General features: G+C 66.5%; 18 protein-coding genes and 1 tRNA gene. 15 read left to right on the plus strand and 4 right to left on the minus strand.

Translation table 11 applies throughout. The annotated features are described in order from the left end of the window. Positions 1-62 precede the first annotated feature (62 nt). Together AB0I81_RS50745 and AB0I81_RS50750 are read left to right on the plus strand one after the other, a co-directional pair. Positions 63-404, plus strand: a complete 342-nt coding sequence (locus AB0I81_RS50745) for a metallopeptidase family protein (RefSeq protein ID WP_360674439.1) — start codon at positions 63-65, stop codon at positions 402-404. A gap of 110 nt (positions 405-514) precedes the next feature. Further along, the gene (locus AB0I81_RS50750; RefSeq protein ID WP_360674442.1) at positions 515-1,798 is read left to right on the plus strand and encodes an MFS transporter; all 1,284 of its coding nucleotides are present in this window, start codon (positions 515-517) and stop codon (positions 1,796-1,798) included. 36 nt (positions 1,799-1,834) lie between these two features. Here the strand turns inward: AB0I81_RS50750 and AB0I81_RS50755 are convergent, their stop codons facing one another. Continuing rightward, positions 1,835-2,140, minus strand: coding sequence for a PspC domain-containing protein (locus AB0I81_RS50755; protein ID WP_360674445.1), 306 nt, complete (start codon positions 2,138-2,140; stop codon positions 1,835-1,837). Between the two features lie 100 nt (positions 2,141-2,240). Between AB0I81_RS50755 and AB0I81_RS50760 the strand changes: the two genes are divergently transcribed. The 6 genes from AB0I81_RS50760 (at position 2,241) to AB0I81_RS50785 (ending at position 6,170) form a co-directional block, all read left to right on the plus strand. Continuing rightward, positions 2,241-3,395, plus strand: a complete 1,155-nt coding sequence (locus AB0I81_RS50760) for an acyl-CoA dehydrogenase family protein (RefSeq protein ID WP_360674448.1) — start codon at positions 2,241-2,243, stop codon at positions 3,393-3,395. Positions 3,396-3,444: 49 nt separating this feature from the next. Next, positions 3,445-3,520: transfer RNA gene (locus tag AB0I81_RS50765), tRNA-Lys, on the plus strand. An 885-nt stretch (positions 3,521-4,405) separates the two neighbouring features. After that, positions 4,406-4,699, plus strand: a complete 294-nt coding sequence (locus AB0I81_RS50770) for a hypothetical protein (protein WP_360674451.1) — start codon at positions 4,406-4,408, stop codon at positions 4,697-4,699. After that, positions 4,650-5,060 carry a hypothetical protein gene (locus AB0I81_RS50775; protein WP_360674453.1) on the plus strand — a complete coding sequence of 137 codons (411 nt, stop codon included), beginning with the start codon at positions 4,650-4,652 and terminating at the stop codon, positions 5,058-5,060. Before AB0I81_RS50770 ends, AB0I81_RS50775 begins: the two co-directional genes overlap by 50 nt. A gap of 279 nt (positions 5,061-5,339) precedes the next feature. Beyond that, the gene (locus AB0I81_RS50780) at positions 5,340-5,771 is read left to right on the plus strand and encodes a calmodulin-binding protein (RefSeq protein ID WP_360674456.1); all 432 of its coding nucleotides are present in this window, start codon (positions 5,340-5,342) and stop codon (positions 5,769-5,771) included. 144 nt (positions 5,772-5,915) lie between these two features. Then, entirely contained in the window at positions 5,916-6,170 is a 255-nt protein-coding gene (locus AB0I81_RS50785) for a hypothetical protein (RefSeq protein WP_360674459.1), read from the plus strand. Here the strand turns inward: AB0I81_RS50785 and AB0I81_RS50790 are convergent. Continuing rightward, positions 6,154-6,618 carry an STAS domain-containing protein gene (locus AB0I81_RS50790; protein WP_360674462.1) on the minus strand — a complete coding sequence of 155 codons (465 nt, stop codon included), beginning with the start codon at positions 6,616-6,618 and terminating at the stop codon, positions 6,154-6,156. The two genes, AB0I81_RS50785 and AB0I81_RS50790, sit on opposite strands and share 17 nt — an antisense overlap. Positions 6,619-7,161: 543 nt before the next feature. Next, a complete protein-coding gene (locus AB0I81_RS50795; protein ID WP_360674465.1) occupies positions 7,162-8,466 on the minus strand; it encodes a helix-turn-helix transcriptional regulator in 1,305 nt (434 codons plus the stop codon). A gap of 583 nt (positions 8,467-9,049) precedes the next feature. Between AB0I81_RS50795 and AB0I81_RS50800 the strand changes: the two genes are divergently transcribed. The 3 genes from AB0I81_RS50800 to AB0I81_RS50810 all read left to right on the plus strand — a co-directional run bounded on the left by AB0I81_RS50800 (position 9,050) and on the right by AB0I81_RS50810 (position 10,324). Continuing rightward, a complete protein-coding gene (locus AB0I81_RS50800; RefSeq protein WP_360674468.1) occupies positions 9,050-9,454 on the plus strand; it encodes a hypothetical protein in 405 nt (134 codons plus the stop codon). Positions 9,455-9,653: 199 nt separating this feature from the next. Beyond that, the gene (locus tag AB0I81_RS50805) at positions 9,654-9,890 is read left to right on the plus strand and encodes a hypothetical protein (protein WP_360674471.1); all 237 of its coding nucleotides are present in this window, start codon (positions 9,654-9,656) and stop codon (positions 9,888-9,890) included. Positions 9,891-9,937: 47 nt separating this feature from the next. After that, positions 9,938-10,324 carry a hypothetical protein gene (locus AB0I81_RS50810; protein ID WP_360674474.1) on the plus strand — a complete coding sequence of 129 codons (387 nt, stop codon included), beginning with the start codon at positions 9,938-9,940 and terminating at the stop codon, positions 10,322-10,324. Positions 10,325-10,471: 147 nt separating this feature from the next. Here the strand turns inward: AB0I81_RS50810 and AB0I81_RS50815 are convergent, their stop codons facing one another. Further along, on the minus strand, positions 10,472-12,052 hold the full coding sequence (locus AB0I81_RS50815; protein WP_360674625.1) for an IS1634 family transposase: 1,581 nt from the start codon (positions 12,050-12,052) through the stop codon (positions 10,472-10,474). A gap of 522 nt (positions 12,053-12,574) precedes the next feature. Between AB0I81_RS50815 and AB0I81_RS50820 the strand changes: the two genes are divergently transcribed. From AB0I81_RS50820 to dxs, 4 genes are all read left to right on the plus strand, one after another. Continuing rightward, positions 12,575-13,945, plus strand: coding sequence for a cytochrome P450 (locus AB0I81_RS50820; RefSeq protein WP_360674628.1), 1,371 nt, complete (start codon positions 12,575-12,577; stop codon positions 13,943-13,945). Between the two features lie 148 nt (positions 13,946-14,093). Then, positions 14,094-15,158: a polyprenyl synthetase family protein gene (locus tag AB0I81_RS50825; protein ID WP_360674476.1), complete on the plus strand. Its 1,065-nt coding sequence runs from the start codon at positions 14,094-14,096 to the stop codon at positions 15,156-15,158. 41 nt (positions 15,159-15,199) lie between these two features. Next, the gene (locus AB0I81_RS50830) at positions 15,200-16,303 is read left to right on the plus strand and encodes a terpene synthase family protein (RefSeq protein ID WP_360674479.1); all 1,104 of its coding nucleotides are present in this window, start codon (positions 15,200-15,202) and stop codon (positions 16,301-16,303) included. A 91-nt stretch (positions 16,304-16,394) separates the two neighbouring features. After that, positions 16,395-18,377: a 1-deoxy-D-xylulose-5-phosphate synthase gene (dxs, locus tag AB0I81_RS50835; RefSeq protein WP_360674482.1), complete on the plus strand. Its 1,983-nt coding sequence runs from the start codon at positions 16,395-16,397 to the stop codon at positions 18,375-18,377. Positions 18,378-18,388 lie beyond the last annotated feature (11 nt).

Genomic DNA, 18,388 nt, shown 5'->3' on the forward strand with positions numbered 1-18,388 from the left:
AGAATGGCCTTTGACCTGTGCGCGAACTTCATACGGTTACTTGCTTACCTAGAATGGCGAGGGTGATCGAGGTTACGCGGGAGAAATTCGAAGAGCTCGTGGCCGAGGCGTTGGACACGATCCCGGCGGAGCTCACGCGCGTCATGAGCAACGTCGTCGTCACAGTCGTCGATGACCCGCCCGAGCCCAATTTGCTCGGCTTGTACACCGGTGTCCCCCTCACCGAACGTGGCGACTGGTACTCAGCAGTTCTGCCCGACCGCATCGAGATCTACCGCAATCCCATATGTGAAATTTGCGATAGCGAGGACGACGTGATCGACGAGGTCCGCATCACGGTCGTGCATGAGGTCGGCCATCACTTCGGCATCGACGACGCCCGGCTTCACGAACTGGGCTGGTAACCCTTTGCTTTTGGTTGGCTGCTTTCGGTTGCGGCCCGCCCCACCCGTCGGGCACCTTAGGTCACATAGCGAGTACCCTGAGTCAGGCACAGCGGAGTCCAGTGGGGGCCATGCGGGCGCAACGGCCGCCGGGACGGCATCGCCGTGCCGGAGCAGTACGACAAGTCACATACCGGGAAGTCATCGCCATCAGGGAGTTCCGGGCGCTCTGGTATGGCCAGGGCCTGTCACTCCTCGGCGACCAACTCGCGCAGGTGGCGCTCGCCGTCCTCGTCTACGACAGAACGGGCTCGGCGCTGGCCACGGCGGCGGTGTACGCGCTGACGTACCTGCCCTCCATCGTCGGTGGCCCGCTGCTGGCGGGGCTGGCCGACCGGTTCGCGCACCGGGGCGTCATGCTGACCTGCGACGTCCTGCGGGCGGCGCTGGTGGGCGTGATGGCGGTGCCGGGCGTGCCGTTCTGGGCGCTGTGCGTGCTGGTGTTCCTGGTGGTGCTGCTCAGCGCCCCGTTCTCGGCCGCGCGGGCGGCCTTGCTGCCCGAGGTGCTCGAAGGGGACGCGTACGTCATCGGCTCGGCGCTGCAGAACATGACGAACCAGGCGGTGCAGATGCTCGGTTTCGCCACGGGCGGAGCGCTGATCGCCACCATGGGCCCGTACCGCGCCCTCGCCCTTGACGCGGCCACCTTCCTGGGATCGGCGCTGATCCTGATCTCGGGCGTGAGCCGCCGGCCCGCCGCCAACCGCGACGCGTCCAAGCCGTCCATGTGGACGATGACCACGAGCGGGGCCCGGCTGGTGTTCGGTTCGCGCAAGTTGCGGACCTTGGTGTTGTTCGCCTGGTTGTGCGGCTTCTACATCCTGCCCGAAGGCATCGCGGCGCCGTACGCGGCCAGGCTCGCCACCGACGCGCTGCCCGCTCCGGTGATCACCGGGCTGCTGATGGCGGCGATGCCCGCGGGGACGGTCCTGGGGGCGTTCCTGTTCAGCAGGTTCGTCTCGCCCGCGCGGCGGCTGCGGCTCATGGGCTGGATGGCCATCCTGAGCTGCGCGCCCCTGATCGTGACCGCGATCCGCCCGCCTCTGGCCGTCGTCCTGGCGGCGTGGGTTCTGTCGGGGATCGGTGGGGCGTACCAGCTCGCGGCCAATGCCGCCTTCGTGCAGTGTGTACCGGCCGAACGCCGCGCCCAGGCGTTCGGGCTCGTGCAGTCGGGGCTGATGGCCGTACAGGGGCTCGGGATCCTGGTGGGCGGCTTCGCGGCGGAGAGACTCGGCCCTGAGCCGGTGATCGCGCTGGCGGGGATCGCCGGGGTGATCAGCGCGGCCGTGCTGGCCATGATCTGGACCGAGTCCCGCGACAAACCGGCCCAGGTACGCGCCCAGGCCACCGCCTGACCACGGCTGGACCTTCCGGCCCATGCCTCAGCCCGCTCACTGCTGGGGCTTCTGCTCGCCGCTCCAGTCCGTGTGCGTCGGGTTCGACCGGCGGTCCTGCTGCTTGTTGACGAGGTCCTGGACGATGGAGCTGTCGTGCTCCTCGTCCGGCATGAGGAGCCAGCCGATCGCGTACAGCGCGACGCCCATCCCACCGAACAGCGTCGCGATCGCCAGCGCGATCCTGACCAGGTTGGCGTCGATCCCGACGTACTGGCCGACCCCGGAGCAGACGCCCGCGATGATCCTGCCCTTCTGGGTCCGACGCAGCTTCTTGACGTTGTATCCGCTGTATTCGCTCATGTCTCAAGACTGCCCGGGCACCCGGCATTCGCACATCAGGATTGCCCCTGGTAGAACCCTGGTAGTCCCCCTTGCACCCGTACCTGGGAGAGGACCCGACATGGACGACCTGCTGCGCCTGGACGACAAGCTCGACGCCGACCAGCGCCTCATCCGCGACACGGTCAGGTCCTTCGTCGCCGACCGCGTCCTGCCGCACGTCGGAGACTGGTTCGAGGAGGCCGTCTTCCCGGCGCGCGACCTGGCCCCCGCCCTCGGCTCCCTCGGGCTGCTGGGGATGCACCTCCAAGGGTACGGCTGCGCGGGCACGGACGCGATCTCGTACGGGGTGGCCTGCCGCGAACTGGAGGCCGGCGACTCCGGGTTGCGCTCCTTCGTGTCGGTGCAGGGGTCGCTGGCCATGTTCCCGATCTGGCGGTACGGCTCGGAGGAGCAGAAGCAGGAATGGCTGCCCCGGATGGCCGCCGGCGAGGCGATCGGCTGCTTCGGCCTGACCGAGCCCGACCACGGCTCCGACCCCGCCGGCATGCGGACCTTCGCCAAGAAGGACGGCTCCGACTGGATACTCAACGGCTCCAAGATGTGGATCACCAACGGCTCGATCGCCGACGTCGCCGTGGTGTGGGCCCAGACGGACGACGGCGTCCGCGGCTTCGTCGTACCCACCTCCACGCCCGGCTTCTCCGCCCCTGAGATCCACAAGAAGATGTCCCTTAGGGCCTCGGTCACCTCATCCCTCTACTTCGACGACGTACGCCTGCCCGCCTCGGCCGTCCTCCCCGAGGTCGTGGGCCTGCGCGGCCCTCTGTCCTGCCTCTCGGAGGCCCGCTTCGGCATCATCTGGGGCGTGGTGGGCGCCGCCCGCGCCTGCCTGGAGGCTGCCGTGGACTACGCGAAGACCCGCGTACAGTTCGACAAACCGATCGGCGGCTTCCAACTCACCCAGGACAAGCTCGCCTGGATGTACGTCGGCACCGCCCAGGCCGGCCTCACCGCACTCCACCTCGGAGAACTCAAGGACGCGGGACGCCTTGAGCCCCGGCAGATCAGCTTCGGCAAGCTGGCCAACGTACGAGCGGCCCTGGACATCGCCCGCCAGGCCCGCAGCATCCTGGGCGGCAACGGGATCACCCTGGAGTACCCTGTGATCAGGCACATGAACAACCTCGAGAGTGTGCTGACGTACGAGGGCACGCAGGAAGTGCACACGCTGGTGCTTGGGGAGGCGCTTACCGGGATGGCGGCTTACCGGTGATGGAGGCGTCGCGGGCAGGGCGGTAATCTCTGTACCCTTGCTGTTGCGAGGGGCGTTAGCTCAATTGGCAGAGCTGCGGACTTTTAATCCGTAGGTTCCGGGTTCGAGCCCCGGGCGCCCTACCACTCCACACCCCGTCCGACCTGCAATTTCTCGATTCTCGGGCGTCTTCTGCGAGGCGCAGTCGGTCAAGTTCATGCTCGTCAGATGCTCTTCGGCACGCGTCCGGCACATCGGCGGGCCAATAGCGAGACCGAGTTGTCCCAGTTTGCGACGTCGGCTATCCGCCTTTCGGGCGGGGCAGTAATGCCAGGCCCAAGGGGCACCCTACAGAAGGGTCTGCTGGGGGTTTGAAGGGGCGGGACACGTTCGCTGGATCTCCTCTCTCAAGCTCTCTCCAGGATGGGAGAGCGCGCCGGCCTCCGTGAAACCGATCGAGACGTCGAACAGCACCCTTGCCCACCAGGGCCGCGTTCGTGATCTGGGGTTGTCAAGCGAACGAGCTGGTGAGCAGATTGAAGGGCGTTGAGGCACGTCAGACACGTAGGTGACTGCGTCAGCCGAGAAGCGGCATCGCGTATGGGTCAGCTTGGACAGCACTCAAAGCTGATGCGAGGTCCGGAATGCCGGTGGGAGGTAGCAGCGCTTGGTGGCGTTGAGAACGTGCTGGCCAGGTCTTGATTATGGTCGGTTGGTGACCTGGCTCAGTTGGGGCTAACGTCACAAGAAGGGGGGCAGCATCCCCGGCAGGAGGTCCCTGGCATGCTGAACGAGCGGGAGGTATGGGAGCTCGCGGCCCTGCTGCAGAAACTGGCCGAGCGAGCCGGGCACGGTGATTCGCTTGGCGCCGAGGCCGAACGGATGGCCAGGGAGCTGCGCGAGCGCCTTCCGAGCAGTCCAGAGGCGGTCCTGTCACGCCAGGCGAGCGCGCGGAAACTCGTGCCGATGCCGCGGCGGCCCGGGACCGGGCAGCCGAGAAGCGCGATTGTGCCGCTCGCGGACGCGATGAGGTGGCCGAGCAGCGCGACAGTGCCGCCGTCGAGCGGGGTCGTGAGGCGCAGCGGGGCCGGGCGGCGGCCGATGCTGCCGATCGGACCTTCCGCGACGTGCTGTGGGAGGCCGAACGGCGTGATCAAGCCATCGACGATCAGCGGGACGGAACCGGCGAGCCGGGGGGCGGTCGGGACCTCGCCGGGGTGGAGCAGGAATGGCGGGATGCTCGCGAGCACGGCCGTAAGGATCGCGCCGTGTTGCGTGAAGAGTGGGGCCGCGGTACGCCGGGAGCGGGCGGCGGCGCAGGCTGATGAGGAGGCCGGTCGACAGGATCGGCGGCGGGCGCGCGAGGACCGTCAGACCGACGCGACGGATCGAGCCGAGGCCGCGCGTGATCGGGAGGCGACCCTGGGCGATCGGGAGCAGGCCGAGATCGAGCGCCAGATGGTGAGGCCGCCATCGCCGGAGACGGGCGGCCATGACGGCGGCAATGTCTGGCAGGATCAGTTCCTCGCGGATGTGCAGGACACCCAAGAGCGCGCCCAAGCCAGCACCCGCCGGGCCAGACAGGCACGCGAGCAGGCGGCGGCCCACCTCCGGGCCCAGCGGTTCACCCAGCCCCCATCAGCTGATCCGACGCCGGAAGCTGAAGGCGAGCGGGCCGGTAAGTGATCAGCCGGTGTGCGACCGCGTCGGCTTGTGAATCACCAAGCCGTCAACATCAAACTCGCCCGATTCCGGGACCACCTCAACGACCTGTTCAGGAAAGCGATCATGTTCGAGGGATGCGCCGGCATCCCGTAAGGATCGAAGAACAGCCAGCTCAACGTGGCCGTTGCAGATAGTGACTGCGTTGTCACCGTGACGTTAGGGGCTGTTCTCACCTTCGCGTGATTACTTAGCGCATGCGAGCGCGACTTAAAGTAGTCGCGCGTAGTGAAAGAGGTCTTCATGCCCAGCACCCTGACGAGAATTCTCGCGGTTCTCACCGCCATCGCGACATTCGGCGCCGCTGCCCCCGCACCCGCCCAAGCAGCGCCCACAGCCTACTTCATAATGAGCGACATCACCCGCCAAGAGTTCGTCGTCCAGCTCACGGACCCCGGCAAGATCCAGCACGCTCGTGACCTACTCAGCGGCACCAGCCAGGACCGACCGCACGTCATCGGACGCATCATCAAGCGCCAGGCTCCCTACAACCCGCGCTGGAGCTACCACCTGAACACCGACACGATCGACTTCTTCGACGTGGCGATCGAAGTCTGCGACGCCACCATTCCCTACGTCGAAGACCACCTCGACGAGGCCGGCGGGGCCTTCCTGCCCGGCCTTGTCTGGTGCGGCTGGACTACCAGGCTCGTACGCGAAGTACCGGTGCCATAGCGCCTGACGCCAACTGCCATCGCGGCCGCGAAACGGCGCTGTCGGCGGTGGAGGGATCGCCCTGTGGGCGGGGTCCGTCGGTTCTTCGCCGTTGCGAAGGCCGTGCCCCTGGCCATCGCGTGCCCGGCAGGTCAGGCTGAAGGTGTGATCGGAGCCGATGCGTGGGAAAGGGCCTTCATCCGGCAGGCGCAAGTTCGTCTCCTGCTGGCCCGGGAACAGGCGATCAGCGCGATGGCCTGGGCGGAGCGGGCGCGTACGCGGGCGGATCAGGCACAGGCCGGGGCGCGGCTGCGCTACCAGGAGATGGCCGCTCGCCGGGCCTTTGCCGAGACCGCCACCCGGCGCAGGAGGCAAGATCTGGCCGGGAAGGGCGATGCCGTGCTCATGGGCTCTGATTGACGGGGATCGGGGCCTGCCTTCTGCTGGCGGACCGTGCCGGGGCTGCCCGCGAGCTCGTGCCGCGCCGGCCATGATCCGGACGGCATGCGGTGGGGGTGGCGGTCTGGATGTCGTGCAGGGCGTCGTCAATGGTGGCGTGCAGCGGCAGGGTGTGACCGGCGCGGGTGACCTTGAGCATGAGGGCGATTCCATGATTCGCGCGGGCCAGGTGCACGCTGCCGCCGTACCGGGCGTGCTGGGCGGCGGCGTTGACCAGCAGGTTTACCCCGGCTTCGGCCAGGCGGTGCACGTAGGCCAGGTTGAGGATGAGGTGGTCGGCGCGGGAGCGGCGTGCGGTGATGATGCAGGCGGCGAGCTGGGATGTGGTGGAGGCGTCCAGCACCCCGGTGAGGTCGATCAGAGTGATGCCGGACGGCAGGGTGTGGTGGCTGAGCAGCAGGTACGACATGGACCTATCCCCTTCTCATGAACTGCTGCGAGTCGGAGCACCAGAAGGCGCGCTGCGGGCGTAACCGTGGCTGGACGGGTAAAGCTCAGCGCCGGCCGGCAGGCGTGGTCGCGTCCGCGGGAAAGCGAGGCCAGGTGAACGGCCATCGCCTCACAGATGCGATCACCAGCGCAGACCACGTCAGCGCCCGGGCAGGCGCGGTGGGGGCCGCACGACGCTGCGCCGGTGGGACGCACTGGCGGAGACGTCCGGACGCGCGGCGGCGTGGCGGCGTGGCAACCACCTGGGGGTCTCGCGCGGCGGCTTGCGGCGGGCGAGCCGCCGAAGAGACTGTCGATCAGCGCATGGTTGGAGCGGAGCGTGCTGTAAGCAAGCTCGCTTGATCGGCACTCCCCCACCTGAGGGCCCTAAGCCGGAGCGCTGCTAAGTGCCCCGTCCTGGCATCGCCGGAGGTGACCCGGTGAGTGACCCCAGTGTCGAGGTGTCGGCGTTCGCTGGCGACCACCTCCCGGCAAGGCGTCGTCTTTAGCGACGCCCCGCCGGTCAGGCCTCGATGGCCAGCAGCGAACGCACATCGCGCACTGCTGGGCGGTCTTGCTGATCCATCGGCACCGCCCGCAAGGTTCGCTGCGCTATCACGGCGATTTCATGTGTTCGGTAAGCCGGTTCCACCTCGTCCAGTACTGTCGCCACCTGCTGGAGTCCCGCGTCCACGCCGCCGCTGGCCACCGTTGAGAGCGCGACGAGCAGGTCAACTGAGGTGCGGTACTGATAGTCGCTGGTAGAGGCCAGGACCTGGTCACGCTTGGCGGCCATCGCATCCTCGTCTCCGGCTCCGGCGTGGACCCAGCAGTCTGTCCATTCCAGTTGGCCGCCGCGCCAGTAGCTGGGCATGATGGTTGGCCTGGCCGGGTCGGATTCGACGATGTCGCGGCAGCGCGCCAGCACGCGGTAGGCGTCTTCGTGGTGGCCGAGCAACGTCAGTGCCTTCGCCTGTGAGCACAGGATGAACGCGGTGCCGTAGGAGCGCGAGTCGCCTGCGAGTTGCTCGGCCTGGCGGGTGAGATTCAGGACGGTGTCCGGGGCCAGTTGGCTGTTGCCCAGAATGTGGCCGGTCTGGGTTCCGCGGATGCCTAGTCGCAGGTGGATGTCGCCGGAGGCGTCCGCTGAACGTTCGGCTGTGCGCCACCAGGACAGCGCTTCTCCATGGTGGGCGAGTCGGGACAGCACGTTGGCGTGGAAAGCGGCCAGGGCGGCGACGACGCGGTACATGCCGCGTGTCTGGATGTCCTCGGCGCCGAGCCGTGTCCTGATGTCGTGCAGCTGGTGGTGTGCCGCCAGGAGGTCGAAATGCAGGTCCTGCTGTACTTCCGCTGGTGGGCGGGTGCGTACGGCGATCAGGTGGTCGGCGCAGGCGCGTTCCCAGTCGTCGACGGTGTGGGGTGTGGGCAGGTCGAGGTTGATGAGCTGGCGTAGCGCCTCGGTTGGGGTCAGTGCGCTGATCCCCAAGCCTGCGGCAACGCCCAGGAGTCGGCGGCGGTTCGTGGCGTCCTCCCCGAATGCATCGTCTGTATCCAGAGTACGCATGGCACTCGTTTTGGCGGTAGAGGGAAGAAACCCCTCATTATGAGCCGATTGTTTCCCGTCTTTCCCGGCCGCCCCGATAAGCGCACCTTGCGCATTGGTGGCAGCCTCCAGCGCCAGCAACACTTTACGGCTTGGGATGCCGAGCCCGTTTTCCAGCTTGTGCACGTAGCTGGTGGCTATTCCTGCCGCTTTCGCTACCGCCTCAAGGGTTCGATCACCACGCAGACGGCGTAGGACCTGCCCGAACGTCTCCTCACCCACCGTCGCCTCCACCGCGCTAGAGATCTCTTTCACTGCTATTCACCGGAGCCAGTGAACGGCGGTGAAGGTGAGTCAATACGCCGTGCCTAGACCGCGGCTCCCTGTGCTGGTCACGCTACTGCTGAACGGCGTAAACGTCCCGCGGATCATGCTCGCTCATTCTCGGAATGAATACGCGGTGTCATGCATATGGGATGGAGGTCCTGAAATGTTCGAGTTGTTGTGCGCTCCCGTCGGGCCCACCGCCCATGACATCGAGATCACGGCAATGGGCTGCGGCTCGGCGTGCGGGACCGTCAGCTCGTCGTGCTGCGCAGCACCTTCCACTCGTGGGGGATCGCCTACGACCTCACACGAACGGGGCTGGTCTGGAGGGCTAAGCCATCGTGGCGGCTCACGCTGGAGGAGGTGCCGCCGGGGTGCAGCGGATCGTGGCGTGCAACCCCATCGACCTGATGATCAGGTGGCGATCATCCAGCGCTTGGCCGGTCCCCGCCCGTGAAACTCCCGGCCCGCTGCGCCGGGGGGCGGCGGGCCGGGTCTCGTGTTCGGCATCGAAGAATCAACGCAAGGGAGAACTTTTATGACAGCCAGATCGCTTCAACCCGACCTGTGGGCGGTAACGGTAACCGTGGACGAGGCCAACTTCGCGCTGCTAGACGGCACGGGCATCGAGTACGCGGTGATCGGGGACGGCGACGACTACGCCGTTCGCGACAAAGAGCGCCACGAGATTGAGATCCGGCGGCCCGGTGACGACTTCCGCAAGCTGGGCGCGCTGCTCGGCCGCGGCCCCGGTGTTGAGCAGTCGGCCGAGGGTCTCTACAACATCGACGTGGACCAGAGCCGGTACGAGGCGGTCGAGGGGACGTGCCTGGAGTACACCCCGGTCAACGACCGCGATGCCGTCAGCGTCCGCGACCAGCAGCACCCGGGCGAGATCCGCAGGCCCGGCAACGACTGGCGCAAGCTCGGCACGGTCCTCTGACAACCGGCCTGCGAAGACGTGCCCGGGGCGTGCCGGAAATCTCCCCGGGAGGCCGACCGGCGCGGCGGCGATGCGGCCCAGACACCCCGTACGGCCTTCCACCGCCGCGCCCTCCGATCCCCGCCGCCGCTCTCGTCGGCTGGATCACCGCCGCCCCCGGCCTCCTCGAATCCGCTTCCCGCGATTGGAGCTCCTCGTCATGTCCCGTTCGAAGATGATCAGTGCGCTGGCGCTGCTGTTGACCGCCGGCTACATCGCCTTCGTGCTGCTGGCCCCGGCCAGTGTGACCAAACCGATCTCCGCAGCCGTGGTGGTGGGCCTGCTGAGCGCCTGCCTCGTGGCCGCTCTGCGCGCGGTCTACCTCGCCCGACGAGACGCCCGCCGCGCCCAACCCTGCCCCGAACACCCCCAGCCGCCAACCCCGCCCACCCCATGAACAGCACACCCACCCCTGCAGCCCTCCATCCAAGTTCGGAGTCCTCCATGCCCGACCCCATCACCCCCACAGTGACCGCCGCAGTGGCCACCGAAGCCGCCGCCCACCTCGGCAACCTGCAGAAAGCGCTGCAGAACCTCGGCCTGCACGCTCGTCTGCTCCCCCGAGACAACCGTCTACCTCGCCTGCGCGTGATCAACCCCGAAGCCCCCACCCTGACAGAGACCATCTCCGTCGCCCCGAGGGACGATCAATGGCTGTTCTCGTGGTCCTGGAACGCACCGATCACCGACGTCACCCAGCTCGCCACGGCTGCCGATCGCATCCGCTACGTCCTGGCCACAACACCCCAAGCGCCGCATATCCCCGCCCAGCGCGACACGGCCGACGCCCATGGTCAGCGTCCGGATGCCCACCGTCCGGCACCCCAGTGACGGCATCGACGACGGCCCGGGCGGTGAAGGGCACGGGCGCGATCAGAGACGCACCTGTTATGCGGTCCGTTGGCCGTGCCCGTCATCCTCGACGTCGCGCACCTGGGTACCGGATCGCTAGGCCCGTTTTCCGCAGGTGCGTGATCGTCAACGGAGATCGCGAGGGTCGACCCCAAGCAGATCAAGCAGGTTGATCTGTGCCGGGGTCGGCTGGAGGATGATGGGTGGTGCGGTCCCGCTGCCGGGGATGATGCGCATGGTAGCGAGCGCACGGAAGATCAGGTTTCCGGTGGGGATGGCAGGCCGACCGGCGTACAGACCGTTGACCTTGCTCTGCCCGTGCGTGGCCAGTGCCTGTCTGACCTGGCGTTCTACCAGACAGAAGATGAGCAGAGCCAGGCAGATCACGGTGATCAGGGCGGCGATGCGCCGGTTGTTCTTCAGGTAGAGCGTGGTGACGGCCAAGGGCCCCTTGAAAGCGGCGTAGCGGCGTTCGACCGCTTCTTGCTTCTTGTACAGCAGCAGCGCCTGTACGGCGTCGGCCTGCTCGGGGTCCAGGTTGGTCAGCAGCGCGTACCAGCCGTCGGTGGCAGCTTCGGCGTCGATGGCTGTCTGGTCGAATTCCCAGGTGAGTGTGGGTTTGCCGGTGTCGGCATCGGTGCCGATGGTGGTCCGCAGGTAGGCGGCGACCCGCCGCTGCTTGGCGATCACGGCCACCCGGTCGGTGACCTTGCCCGCGTCCGGATAGTGCCGCGAGCCCAGCCCGCGCCCCAGACGTTCCAGATCCTCGCGGGCACGCGACAGCTTCAACGTCCGGGCGTTGGCGGCGGCTTGGGCCCGAGCCGAGGAGTGTACGAACACGCGTCGTGCCGATACCACCGGGTCGCTCTTGAGTGGTCCGGCCAACGTCATCGCTTCTTCGGCTTCCAGTACGTGCCAGGAGCTCCGCTGATCTGCGGCTTTACCCGCATCGCGCTGGGCGGTGTAATCCACTGCGGTCGCCTGGTCGAGCGCCAGGCCGGCCAGGTCACCGGCCGGCACGTACGTCTTGGAGGCCGGAGCGATGAAACTCACCCGCTCGGCATCCATCGCGGCCAGGTTCCCATACGAGATCAGCTTGGAGTCACCGATCATGAGCAGCCGCCGGGCCGAGGCCAAGCGCTGTAACTGCTTCATCGTTCCCACGACCTGGCTGACCTCTCCCGCGCCGCCGTCGAAAGCCCGCGCGAACACCGGGATCGCACCGTCGCCGGTCACCGCGATCCCGGCCTGAATCTGCTTCAAGTCCGGCCGCCGGTCCTTGGGATGGCCGTACCTGGGGCGGGCGAATCCCTCCTCGGCCTGCGCGTAGTCGCCGTGCAGGGAGATGGACGTCATGTCCCAGTGCATGCGGCTGGTCTCGATCCCGAACGCTTCGATCGCCGCCAGCCCGACCGACCCCACCAGGTGATCGAGGTGCGGGGCGATGGCATCCAGCGCACGGCCGATCCGGTCATCATTGAGCAACTCCGGATCCACCCCGAACGCCTCGCCCACCGCCCACGCACGCGCCCACTCCTGCACGTGCACCAGCGGCGCCGGCGAGGTCAGCCGGTTGGCCACCAGCACCTCGATCGCCTGCCCGTGCGTCAACCCGGCCACGTCCCGCACCGGGCAAGCCGCATCCACCAACTCCCGGATCCGCAACCGCGAGCAGAACGCGGCCACCACCGGCAATGCTCCCAGCATCTTCTCGACACTGGCCTGGCCCCACTGCGCACGCTGTCTCACCAGCCACGTGATACCGCGCGACGATCACCAGGGCAAGTCCAGCGATCTTCAACTAACTCAACGTGCGGAAAACGGGGCTAGGTGCGGACTGGGCGAGGCCGACGCGCATCCGGGTCCTTATGCCCGGCATTGGCTGGTCAGCTTCTCGGGCAATGGTGACAGTTTCGGATGGTGCTAATTATTGTGCACATGAAAGCGGTCCGCAATCAAATGCACTTTGTACTGTCCTGTAATCTCTTCGACTTCTGATCGTCCAGCGGAGAATGTAGGTCGCGGATTGGTGTGCAGAAAGGCTGGACTGGAAATGTTTTCTTGGCTACCATCCCGGTGTGTCCACGTATGCATCATGATTCGCAGAGCGCGGAAGGTGATATGGCGCGCCTGCCAACTTGGCGGCTGGCAGGGGATTGGCTCGTGTACCTCGCAACCTCCGCATATACCGTACTGTGAGTTAGTGACGGCTCCTAAGGGGGCACCGTGATGCGACATTTTACGTCTGCCGGGAAGAATTTCGGAAAACCTTCCGGCGTTCCCATCGCTCGGAAAGCAAAGCCGTTCATCGGCCATGCTTGGTCGCTGCTTCGCAGCCCCTTCGCCTTCTTCGATGCCCTCGGCGCCCGAGGCGACGTCGTGCGAATGGACATCGGCAGGACCTCCATCTACATGCTGACCAGGCCAGAACTTGTTCATGCGATCCTGGTCACCGAGGCGCACAGCGTCCAGCGTCGTGGAATCATGTTCGACCGGGTACGCCACGACCTGGTCTCCAAGATCGGGCTCATCACCGCTGAGGGGCAGGTGCACCTGCACTGGCGACGTCTCCTGCAGCCCGCCTTTCACCGTAATACCGTGGGAAAGTACGTCGGCCACATCCAGGCCAACGCCGAAAGGCTCTCGAGCTCCTGGAAAGATGGGCAGACGGTGGAAGTGGATCATGCCGTCTACGACCTCATCACAGAGAACACCGCCGACTCTCTGTTCGGGGTGGGCCTGTCGGCGGAGATGGTCGATACCGTGCGCCGCACGATGCCGATACTCACGGACAATCTGTTGATACGGGTGCAGTCCCCCAAGATTCTGGAGCGGTTCCCGCTTCCCCGGATGCGCCTGTTCGATCAGGCTCTGCGTGAGCTCGGCGAGGTCACCAATAAGGTGATCACGAAGCGGCTCGAACGCGAGGGGGGTAACGGCGACGCGCTCGGCATGCTCCTGCAAACCCAGGATCCCGAAACGGGCCAGCCCTTGACCATGGACCAGGTCTACGACGAGGTGATCGGTGCGCTGTTCGTCGGCATTGAGACCGTTGCGACCACCTTGACCTGGGTCTTGTACGAACTGGACCGACGGCCGGATGTCCAGGCTCAGGTGCTGGACGAGATCAACACCCTGCTCGGCAAGGGTCTCTCGGTTAGCGAGCTGGTAGGGCAGATGGACTACACACGGCGAGTCGTACAGGAAGTGCTGCGGCTGCACCCGGTCCTGATGATCATCAGGCAGGTGGTCAAACCGCTGTCGCTGGGCGGTGTTGCCCTCCCCATCGGTACCCAGATCGGCTACAGCCCCTACGCGCTGCATCGGGATGCCTCGCTCTATCCAGATCCGCTGCGGCTCGATCCGGACCGCTGGCTGAGGGACGACGAGCGGGCGCTGCCGCCGGGCGCCTTCGCGCCATTCGGTGAAGGCAGGCACCGCTGCATCGGTGAATACTTCGCTTGGACCGAAATACTGGCCACGCTGGTCGTTCTGCTCCCCCGATGGTCGCTGGCGCTGGTCCCGGGCCAGGACGTGCGCAGTGTCAGCAGCATATTTCCCCGCCTCAGCTCGCTACGCATGACCGTCGACGCCAGGTGAGCGTCCTCGTAGAGCTCGCATCATGAGTCCGCCCAACTCCTGACATGGCCAGGGCCGGATTGTCGGAAGCCCTGGAACAGCTCGACACGTTAGCGGCCTCGCTGCGCGAGACCGCCCAAGGCACTCCACGACGAATCAGGGGACGCCTATGTCTACGACCGTCACTGCCGTGCTGCCGGAGCACGTAGCAGTGGATCACGTGCTGGCGGACTTTCTGGAGCAGAAACAAGACCGCCACAGCGACGACCCGGTGGTGGTGATGCTCATCGGGATGCTGCGTGAATTCCTGTCCGGAGGCAAACGCCTCCGGCCGGTGCTGTGCATATGTGGCTGGCGCGCAGGAGGGGGCGGTGAAGAGAAGCCATATCCCATGGTTGTGCGGATCGCCGCCTCGCTCGAGTTGTTCCACACGTTCGCTCTCATCCACGATGACGTCATGGACGAAAGCCTCACGCGGCGTGGGCGCCCTACCGTACAGCAGGCCGTTACCACCCTGCATTCCGATCACCCACGACCTGCCTGGTTCGGCACCAGCACGGCGATCCTGCTCGGCGATCTGACGTTGGGGTGGTCGTACGAGTTGGTGCAAGCAGCCGAGCTGGACGCCGGAAAGGCCGCGCGGCTGTGGCCCGCCCTGGATGACATGCGGGCACAAACCCTGTCCGGCCAGTACCGCGACCTGTTGGCTACCGGAGGGCGGCGGTGTACCGTGGAGCAGGCCCTGGACATCGTGCGCCGCAAGACGGCCGCTTACACCGTGGAGCATCCGCTGTTGCTCGGCGCGCTGCTGGCCGGTGCCGATCGAGAAGTGCTCGCGGCCTGCTCGACGTATGGCCGGGCGCTCGGTGAGGCCTTCCAACTTCGCGATGATCTGCTCGGCGTGTTCGGCGACCCGTCGGTTACCGGAAAGCCAGTGACTGACGACCTGCGGGAGGCAAAGGCCACAGTCCTGCTGGCCATCGCGCGCCAGCGTGCCGACGCCTGCCAGCGTGCCCGGCTGGATGCCCTGGTCGGAGACCCCGCGTTGGACCAGGACGGGGCTACCGAAGCCGCCTGGATTCTCACGACCACTGGTGCCCGCGCCGCGGTGGAGCAGATGATCGATAAACGCTGCCGCCGGGCGATGGCCGTCCTGTCCGGCGGGCGGCTGCACCCGGCGGCCGCACCCCTACTGGGGGACCTGGTCGCCGGCACCGCTCATCGTTCGCGCTGAACCGCCCGCCCCCTTGTCGGACTCTCTGCAAGGAGAAGCACATGTCGATCCACATCGATATCCCGCCGCTGTACTGCCCGTACCCCTTCGCCATCCACCCCAGGCAACCGGAGCTGTCACAGCGCTGCGTGGAATGGCTGGACAAGGTGGGAATGAGCGGCGGCGAGCAGGAGCGGGCGCTCTTGGCCATCGGTAACTGGGCCGAGGGACTCGCGATGTCCTACCCCGTGGGCAGCGACGAGTCGGTGCAACTCGTCATCGACTGGGCGGTCTACTACGCGGTCGTGGACGACATGTACACCGAACTCGGGCCGGTCGGCCGTGACCTGGGGCGGCTTAGCGAGATGCTGGCGCGCATGCTGCGTACGCTCGAAGTGCCGGACTCCGGCCTACTGGAGCGCGGCAGCCCGTTCGCCGACGCCTGGTGCGACATCGCGCAGCGCTGCCACGACCTCGCTCCGCCCGGGGTCTTCCGGCGGTGGGTGCAGGGGCACCGCACGCACTTCTTCAGTGTCGTCCTGCACCAGTCATACTTACTGGCCGGGACCTATCCGGGGCTCAACGAGTACGTCACTCTGCGCGGCGGGGCGGTGGGGACCCCGCCGTCGGCCGCCATGGTCGAGCTGACCCGCGACTGCGAGGTGCCGAGCCACGAGTGGGACGTACCCGCCGTACGCGCGCTGCACGAGGCCTGGGCGTTCATGCACGGGTGCGACAACGACTTGGCGTCCTACGGCAAGGAGTTGTGGGACGTCCGGCATACCCAGACCGATCATGACGGTTCCACCGTCCCGTTCAACATCGTCGGCCTGATCATGCACCACTCGGGCTGCGGTCTGTCCGAAGCACTGGAGCTCGCAGCGTCCTATCACAATCGGGCGATGCACTTCGCGGTACGCATGATGGACCAGCTCAGGCCGGGAGCGAGTACGGCAATGCGTACCTATCTCGACGGGGTGGGCCCGAACATCCGCGGCGTCCTCGACTGGTACCTCTGCCCGCGCACCCAGCGCTACCGCAACCCGGACGGCAAGACACCGGACGGTGTCACCTACACCCTGCCCATCGTCGACACCCCGCCGCCCGGGTCGGCGGAGCCGATTCCCCTGCCCACGGCCTCATGGTGGTGGGATCTGCTCGAGTAGCACTGCGGGCCGACGACACTCACTCGTGCGGGCGAGCAGGTGTGTCGACGGTTCCCACAGCGGAATGACGTGGCAGAGACGAGGAAATCCTATGTTGTTGGAGAGCCTTCGCAGCCCGGCGGATCTACGCTCGCTGGAGCCAGCGCAGTTACCCGTCCTCGCGGGTGAAATCCGGCGTTTCCTGGTCGAGGCGGTGTCGAAGACGGGCGGGCACCTGGGGCCGAACCTCGGCATCGTCGAGATCTCCATCGCCCTGCACCGGGTATTCGACTCCCCCCGCGACAGCATTCTGTTCGACACCGGTCACCAGACGTATGTGCACAAGCTGCTCACAGGCCGGGGGCCGGGCTTCGCGACGCTCAGGCAGCGCGGTGGCCTGTCCGGCTATCCGAGCCAGGCCGAATCTGAGCACGACATCATCGAGAATTCTCACGCCTCAACCGCGCTGTCCTACGCTGATGGCCTGGCCAAGGCGTTCGAGCTGACTGACAAGCGTGAGCGGACTGTGGTCGCGGTCGTGGGCGACGGAGCGCTGACCGGCGGGATGGCGTGGGAGGCGTTGAACAACGTCGCAGCTGGAAGCGGCAGGCAGGTCGTCATCGTGGTGAACGACAACGGCCGCTCATACTCACCGACCATCGGCGGGCTGGCCACGCACCTGGCCTCACTTCGCCTGAACCCAGGATATGAGCACGCGCTCGATCTCATCAAACGCACCGTGCCCCATGCCCCTGTCGTCGGAGCATCGATGTATGAGGCGCTGCACGGCATAAAGAAGGGCGTCAAGGACCTGCTGGCGCCCCAGGCTCTGTTCGAGGACCTGGGCATCAAGTTCGTCGGCCCCATCGACGGACATGACATTCCTGGAGTAGAACAAGCGCTCAGAACGGCACGCGGGTTCGGCGGGCCTGTGATCATCCACTGCATCACGAGGAAGGGGCGTGGCTATGCCCCCGCGGAGGATGATGTGGAGGACTGCCTCCACGGGCCCGGCGCCTTCGATCCGGAGACTGGCCAGCAGCTACGCAAGCCAGGGCTCACGTGGACCCAGGTTTTCAGTGACGAACTGGCCGATATTGGTTCCGAGCGCCCTGACGTTGTCGCGATCACCGCGGCCATGTTGCATCCCACTGGACTGGCCTCATTTGCCAAGCGGTTCCCCGATCGCGTCTTTGATGTCGGCATCGCGGAGCAGCACGCCGTCACCTCCGCGGCCGGTCTCGCCCTTGGCGGTCTGCACCCTGTAGTAGCGATCTACGCGACCTTCCTCAACCGGGCGTTCGACCAAGTGCTCATGGATGTGGCGCTGCACAGGCTTCCCGTGACCTTCGCGCTCGACCGTGCCGGGATCACCGGGAACGATGGCGCGAGTCACCACGGGATGTGGGATCTCTCATTGCTCAGCCTCGTTCCCGGCCTGCGGATCGCAGTCCCGCGCGACGCCGCCCGCCTGCGCAGGCTCCTCAGAGAGTGCGTTGCGGATGGAGATGGGCCTACCGCCATCCGATATCCGAAAGGCCCAGTCCCGACAGATATGGTGCCTATCGGCAATCTCGGCGGAATGGACATTCTCCTGCGTACCGACGGCTCGCCGGATCTGGCACCTATCCTTCTGATCGCCGTAGGGCCCATGGCTGAGGTCTGTGTGCGGGCTGCTCGCCTCCTGCGCCTCGATGACGGTCCGCAGATAATGGTGATCGATCCACTGTGGGTCAAGCCTCTCGATCCCGCGCTCGTCGATGCCGCCGCGCTGGCTCGCCTGGTAGCCGTTGTCGAAGACAACGGCCAGGTGGGGGCCGTGGGCGACGCCGTCGCGAGGCTCCTCAGGGATCATGACGTGGATGTGCCGGTTCGTACGTTCGGCATTCCGCAACGCTTTCTCGGCCATGCCGGCCGCGCGGAGATCCTTGAGGAGATCGGACTCACCCCTCAGCGCTTCGCCCTCGTCCTCATGGGCTTGCTCTGTGACGGCGGAGCAGCCTACGGGGCTCGGCACCATGGCAGGAGGCCGATGAACATGCATGACCTGGCCGACCTTCCGGCATCAAGGCCGTCGGCCAAGGAATCGTCGTGAACGCCGTCTCG

The sequence above is a fragment of the Nonomuraea sp. NPDC050404 genome (assembly GCF_040655495.1).
In the GTDB taxonomy this organism is placed as follows: Bacteria; Actinomycetota; Actinomycetes; order Streptosporangiales; family Streptosporangiaceae; genus Nonomuraea.

Excerpts from the sequence above, each read along its gene's own strand:
- AB0I81_RS50750 (WP_360674442.1), top strand. The coding sequence starts at position 515 with ATGCGGGCGCAACGGCCGCCGGGACGGCATCGCCGTGCCGGAGCAGTA.
- AB0I81_RS50755 (WP_360674445.1), bottom strand. The coding sequence starts at position 2,140 with ATGAGCGAATACAGCGGATACAACGTCAAGAAGCTGCGTCGGACCCAG.
- AB0I81_RS50760 (WP_360674448.1), top strand. The coding sequence starts at position 2,241 with ATGGACGACCTGCTGCGCCTGGACGACAAGCTCGACGCCGACCAGCGC.
- AB0I81_RS50780 (WP_360674456.1), top strand. The coding sequence starts at position 5,340 with ATGCCCAGCACCCTGACGAGAATTCTCGCGGTTCTCACCGCCATCGCG.
- AB0I81_RS50790 (WP_360674462.1), bottom strand. The coding sequence starts at position 6,618 with ATGTCGTACCTGCTGCTCAGCCACCACACCCTGCCGTCCGGCATCACT.
- AB0I81_RS50800 (WP_360674468.1), top strand. The coding sequence starts at position 9,050 with ATGACAGCCAGATCGCTTCAACCCGACCTGTGGGCGGTAACGGTAACC.
- AB0I81_RS50805 (WP_360674471.1), top strand. The coding sequence starts at position 9,654 with ATGTCCCGTTCGAAGATGATCAGTGCGCTGGCGCTGCTGTTGACCGCC.
- AB0I81_RS50810 (WP_360674474.1), top strand. The coding sequence starts at position 9,938 with ATGCCCGACCCCATCACCCCCACAGTGACCGCCGCAGTGGCCACCGAA.
- AB0I81_RS50815 (WP_360674625.1), bottom strand. The coding sequence starts at position 12,052 with ATGCTGGGAGCATTGCCGGTGGTGGCCGCGTTCTGCTCGCGGTTGCGG.
- AB0I81_RS50820 (WP_360674628.1), top strand. The coding sequence starts at position 12,575 with ATGCGACATTTTACGTCTGCCGGGAAGAATTTCGGAAAACCTTCCGGC.
- AB0I81_RS50825 (WP_360674476.1), top strand. The coding sequence starts at position 14,094 with ATGTCTACGACCGTCACTGCCGTGCTGCCGGAGCACGTAGCAGTGGAT.
- AB0I81_RS50830 (WP_360674479.1), top strand. The coding sequence starts at position 15,200 with ATGTCGATCCACATCGATATCCCGCCGCTGTACTGCCCGTACCCCTTC.
- dxs (WP_360674482.1), top strand. The coding sequence starts at position 16,395 with ATGTTGTTGGAGAGCCTTCGCAGCCCGGCGGATCTACGCTCGCTGGAG.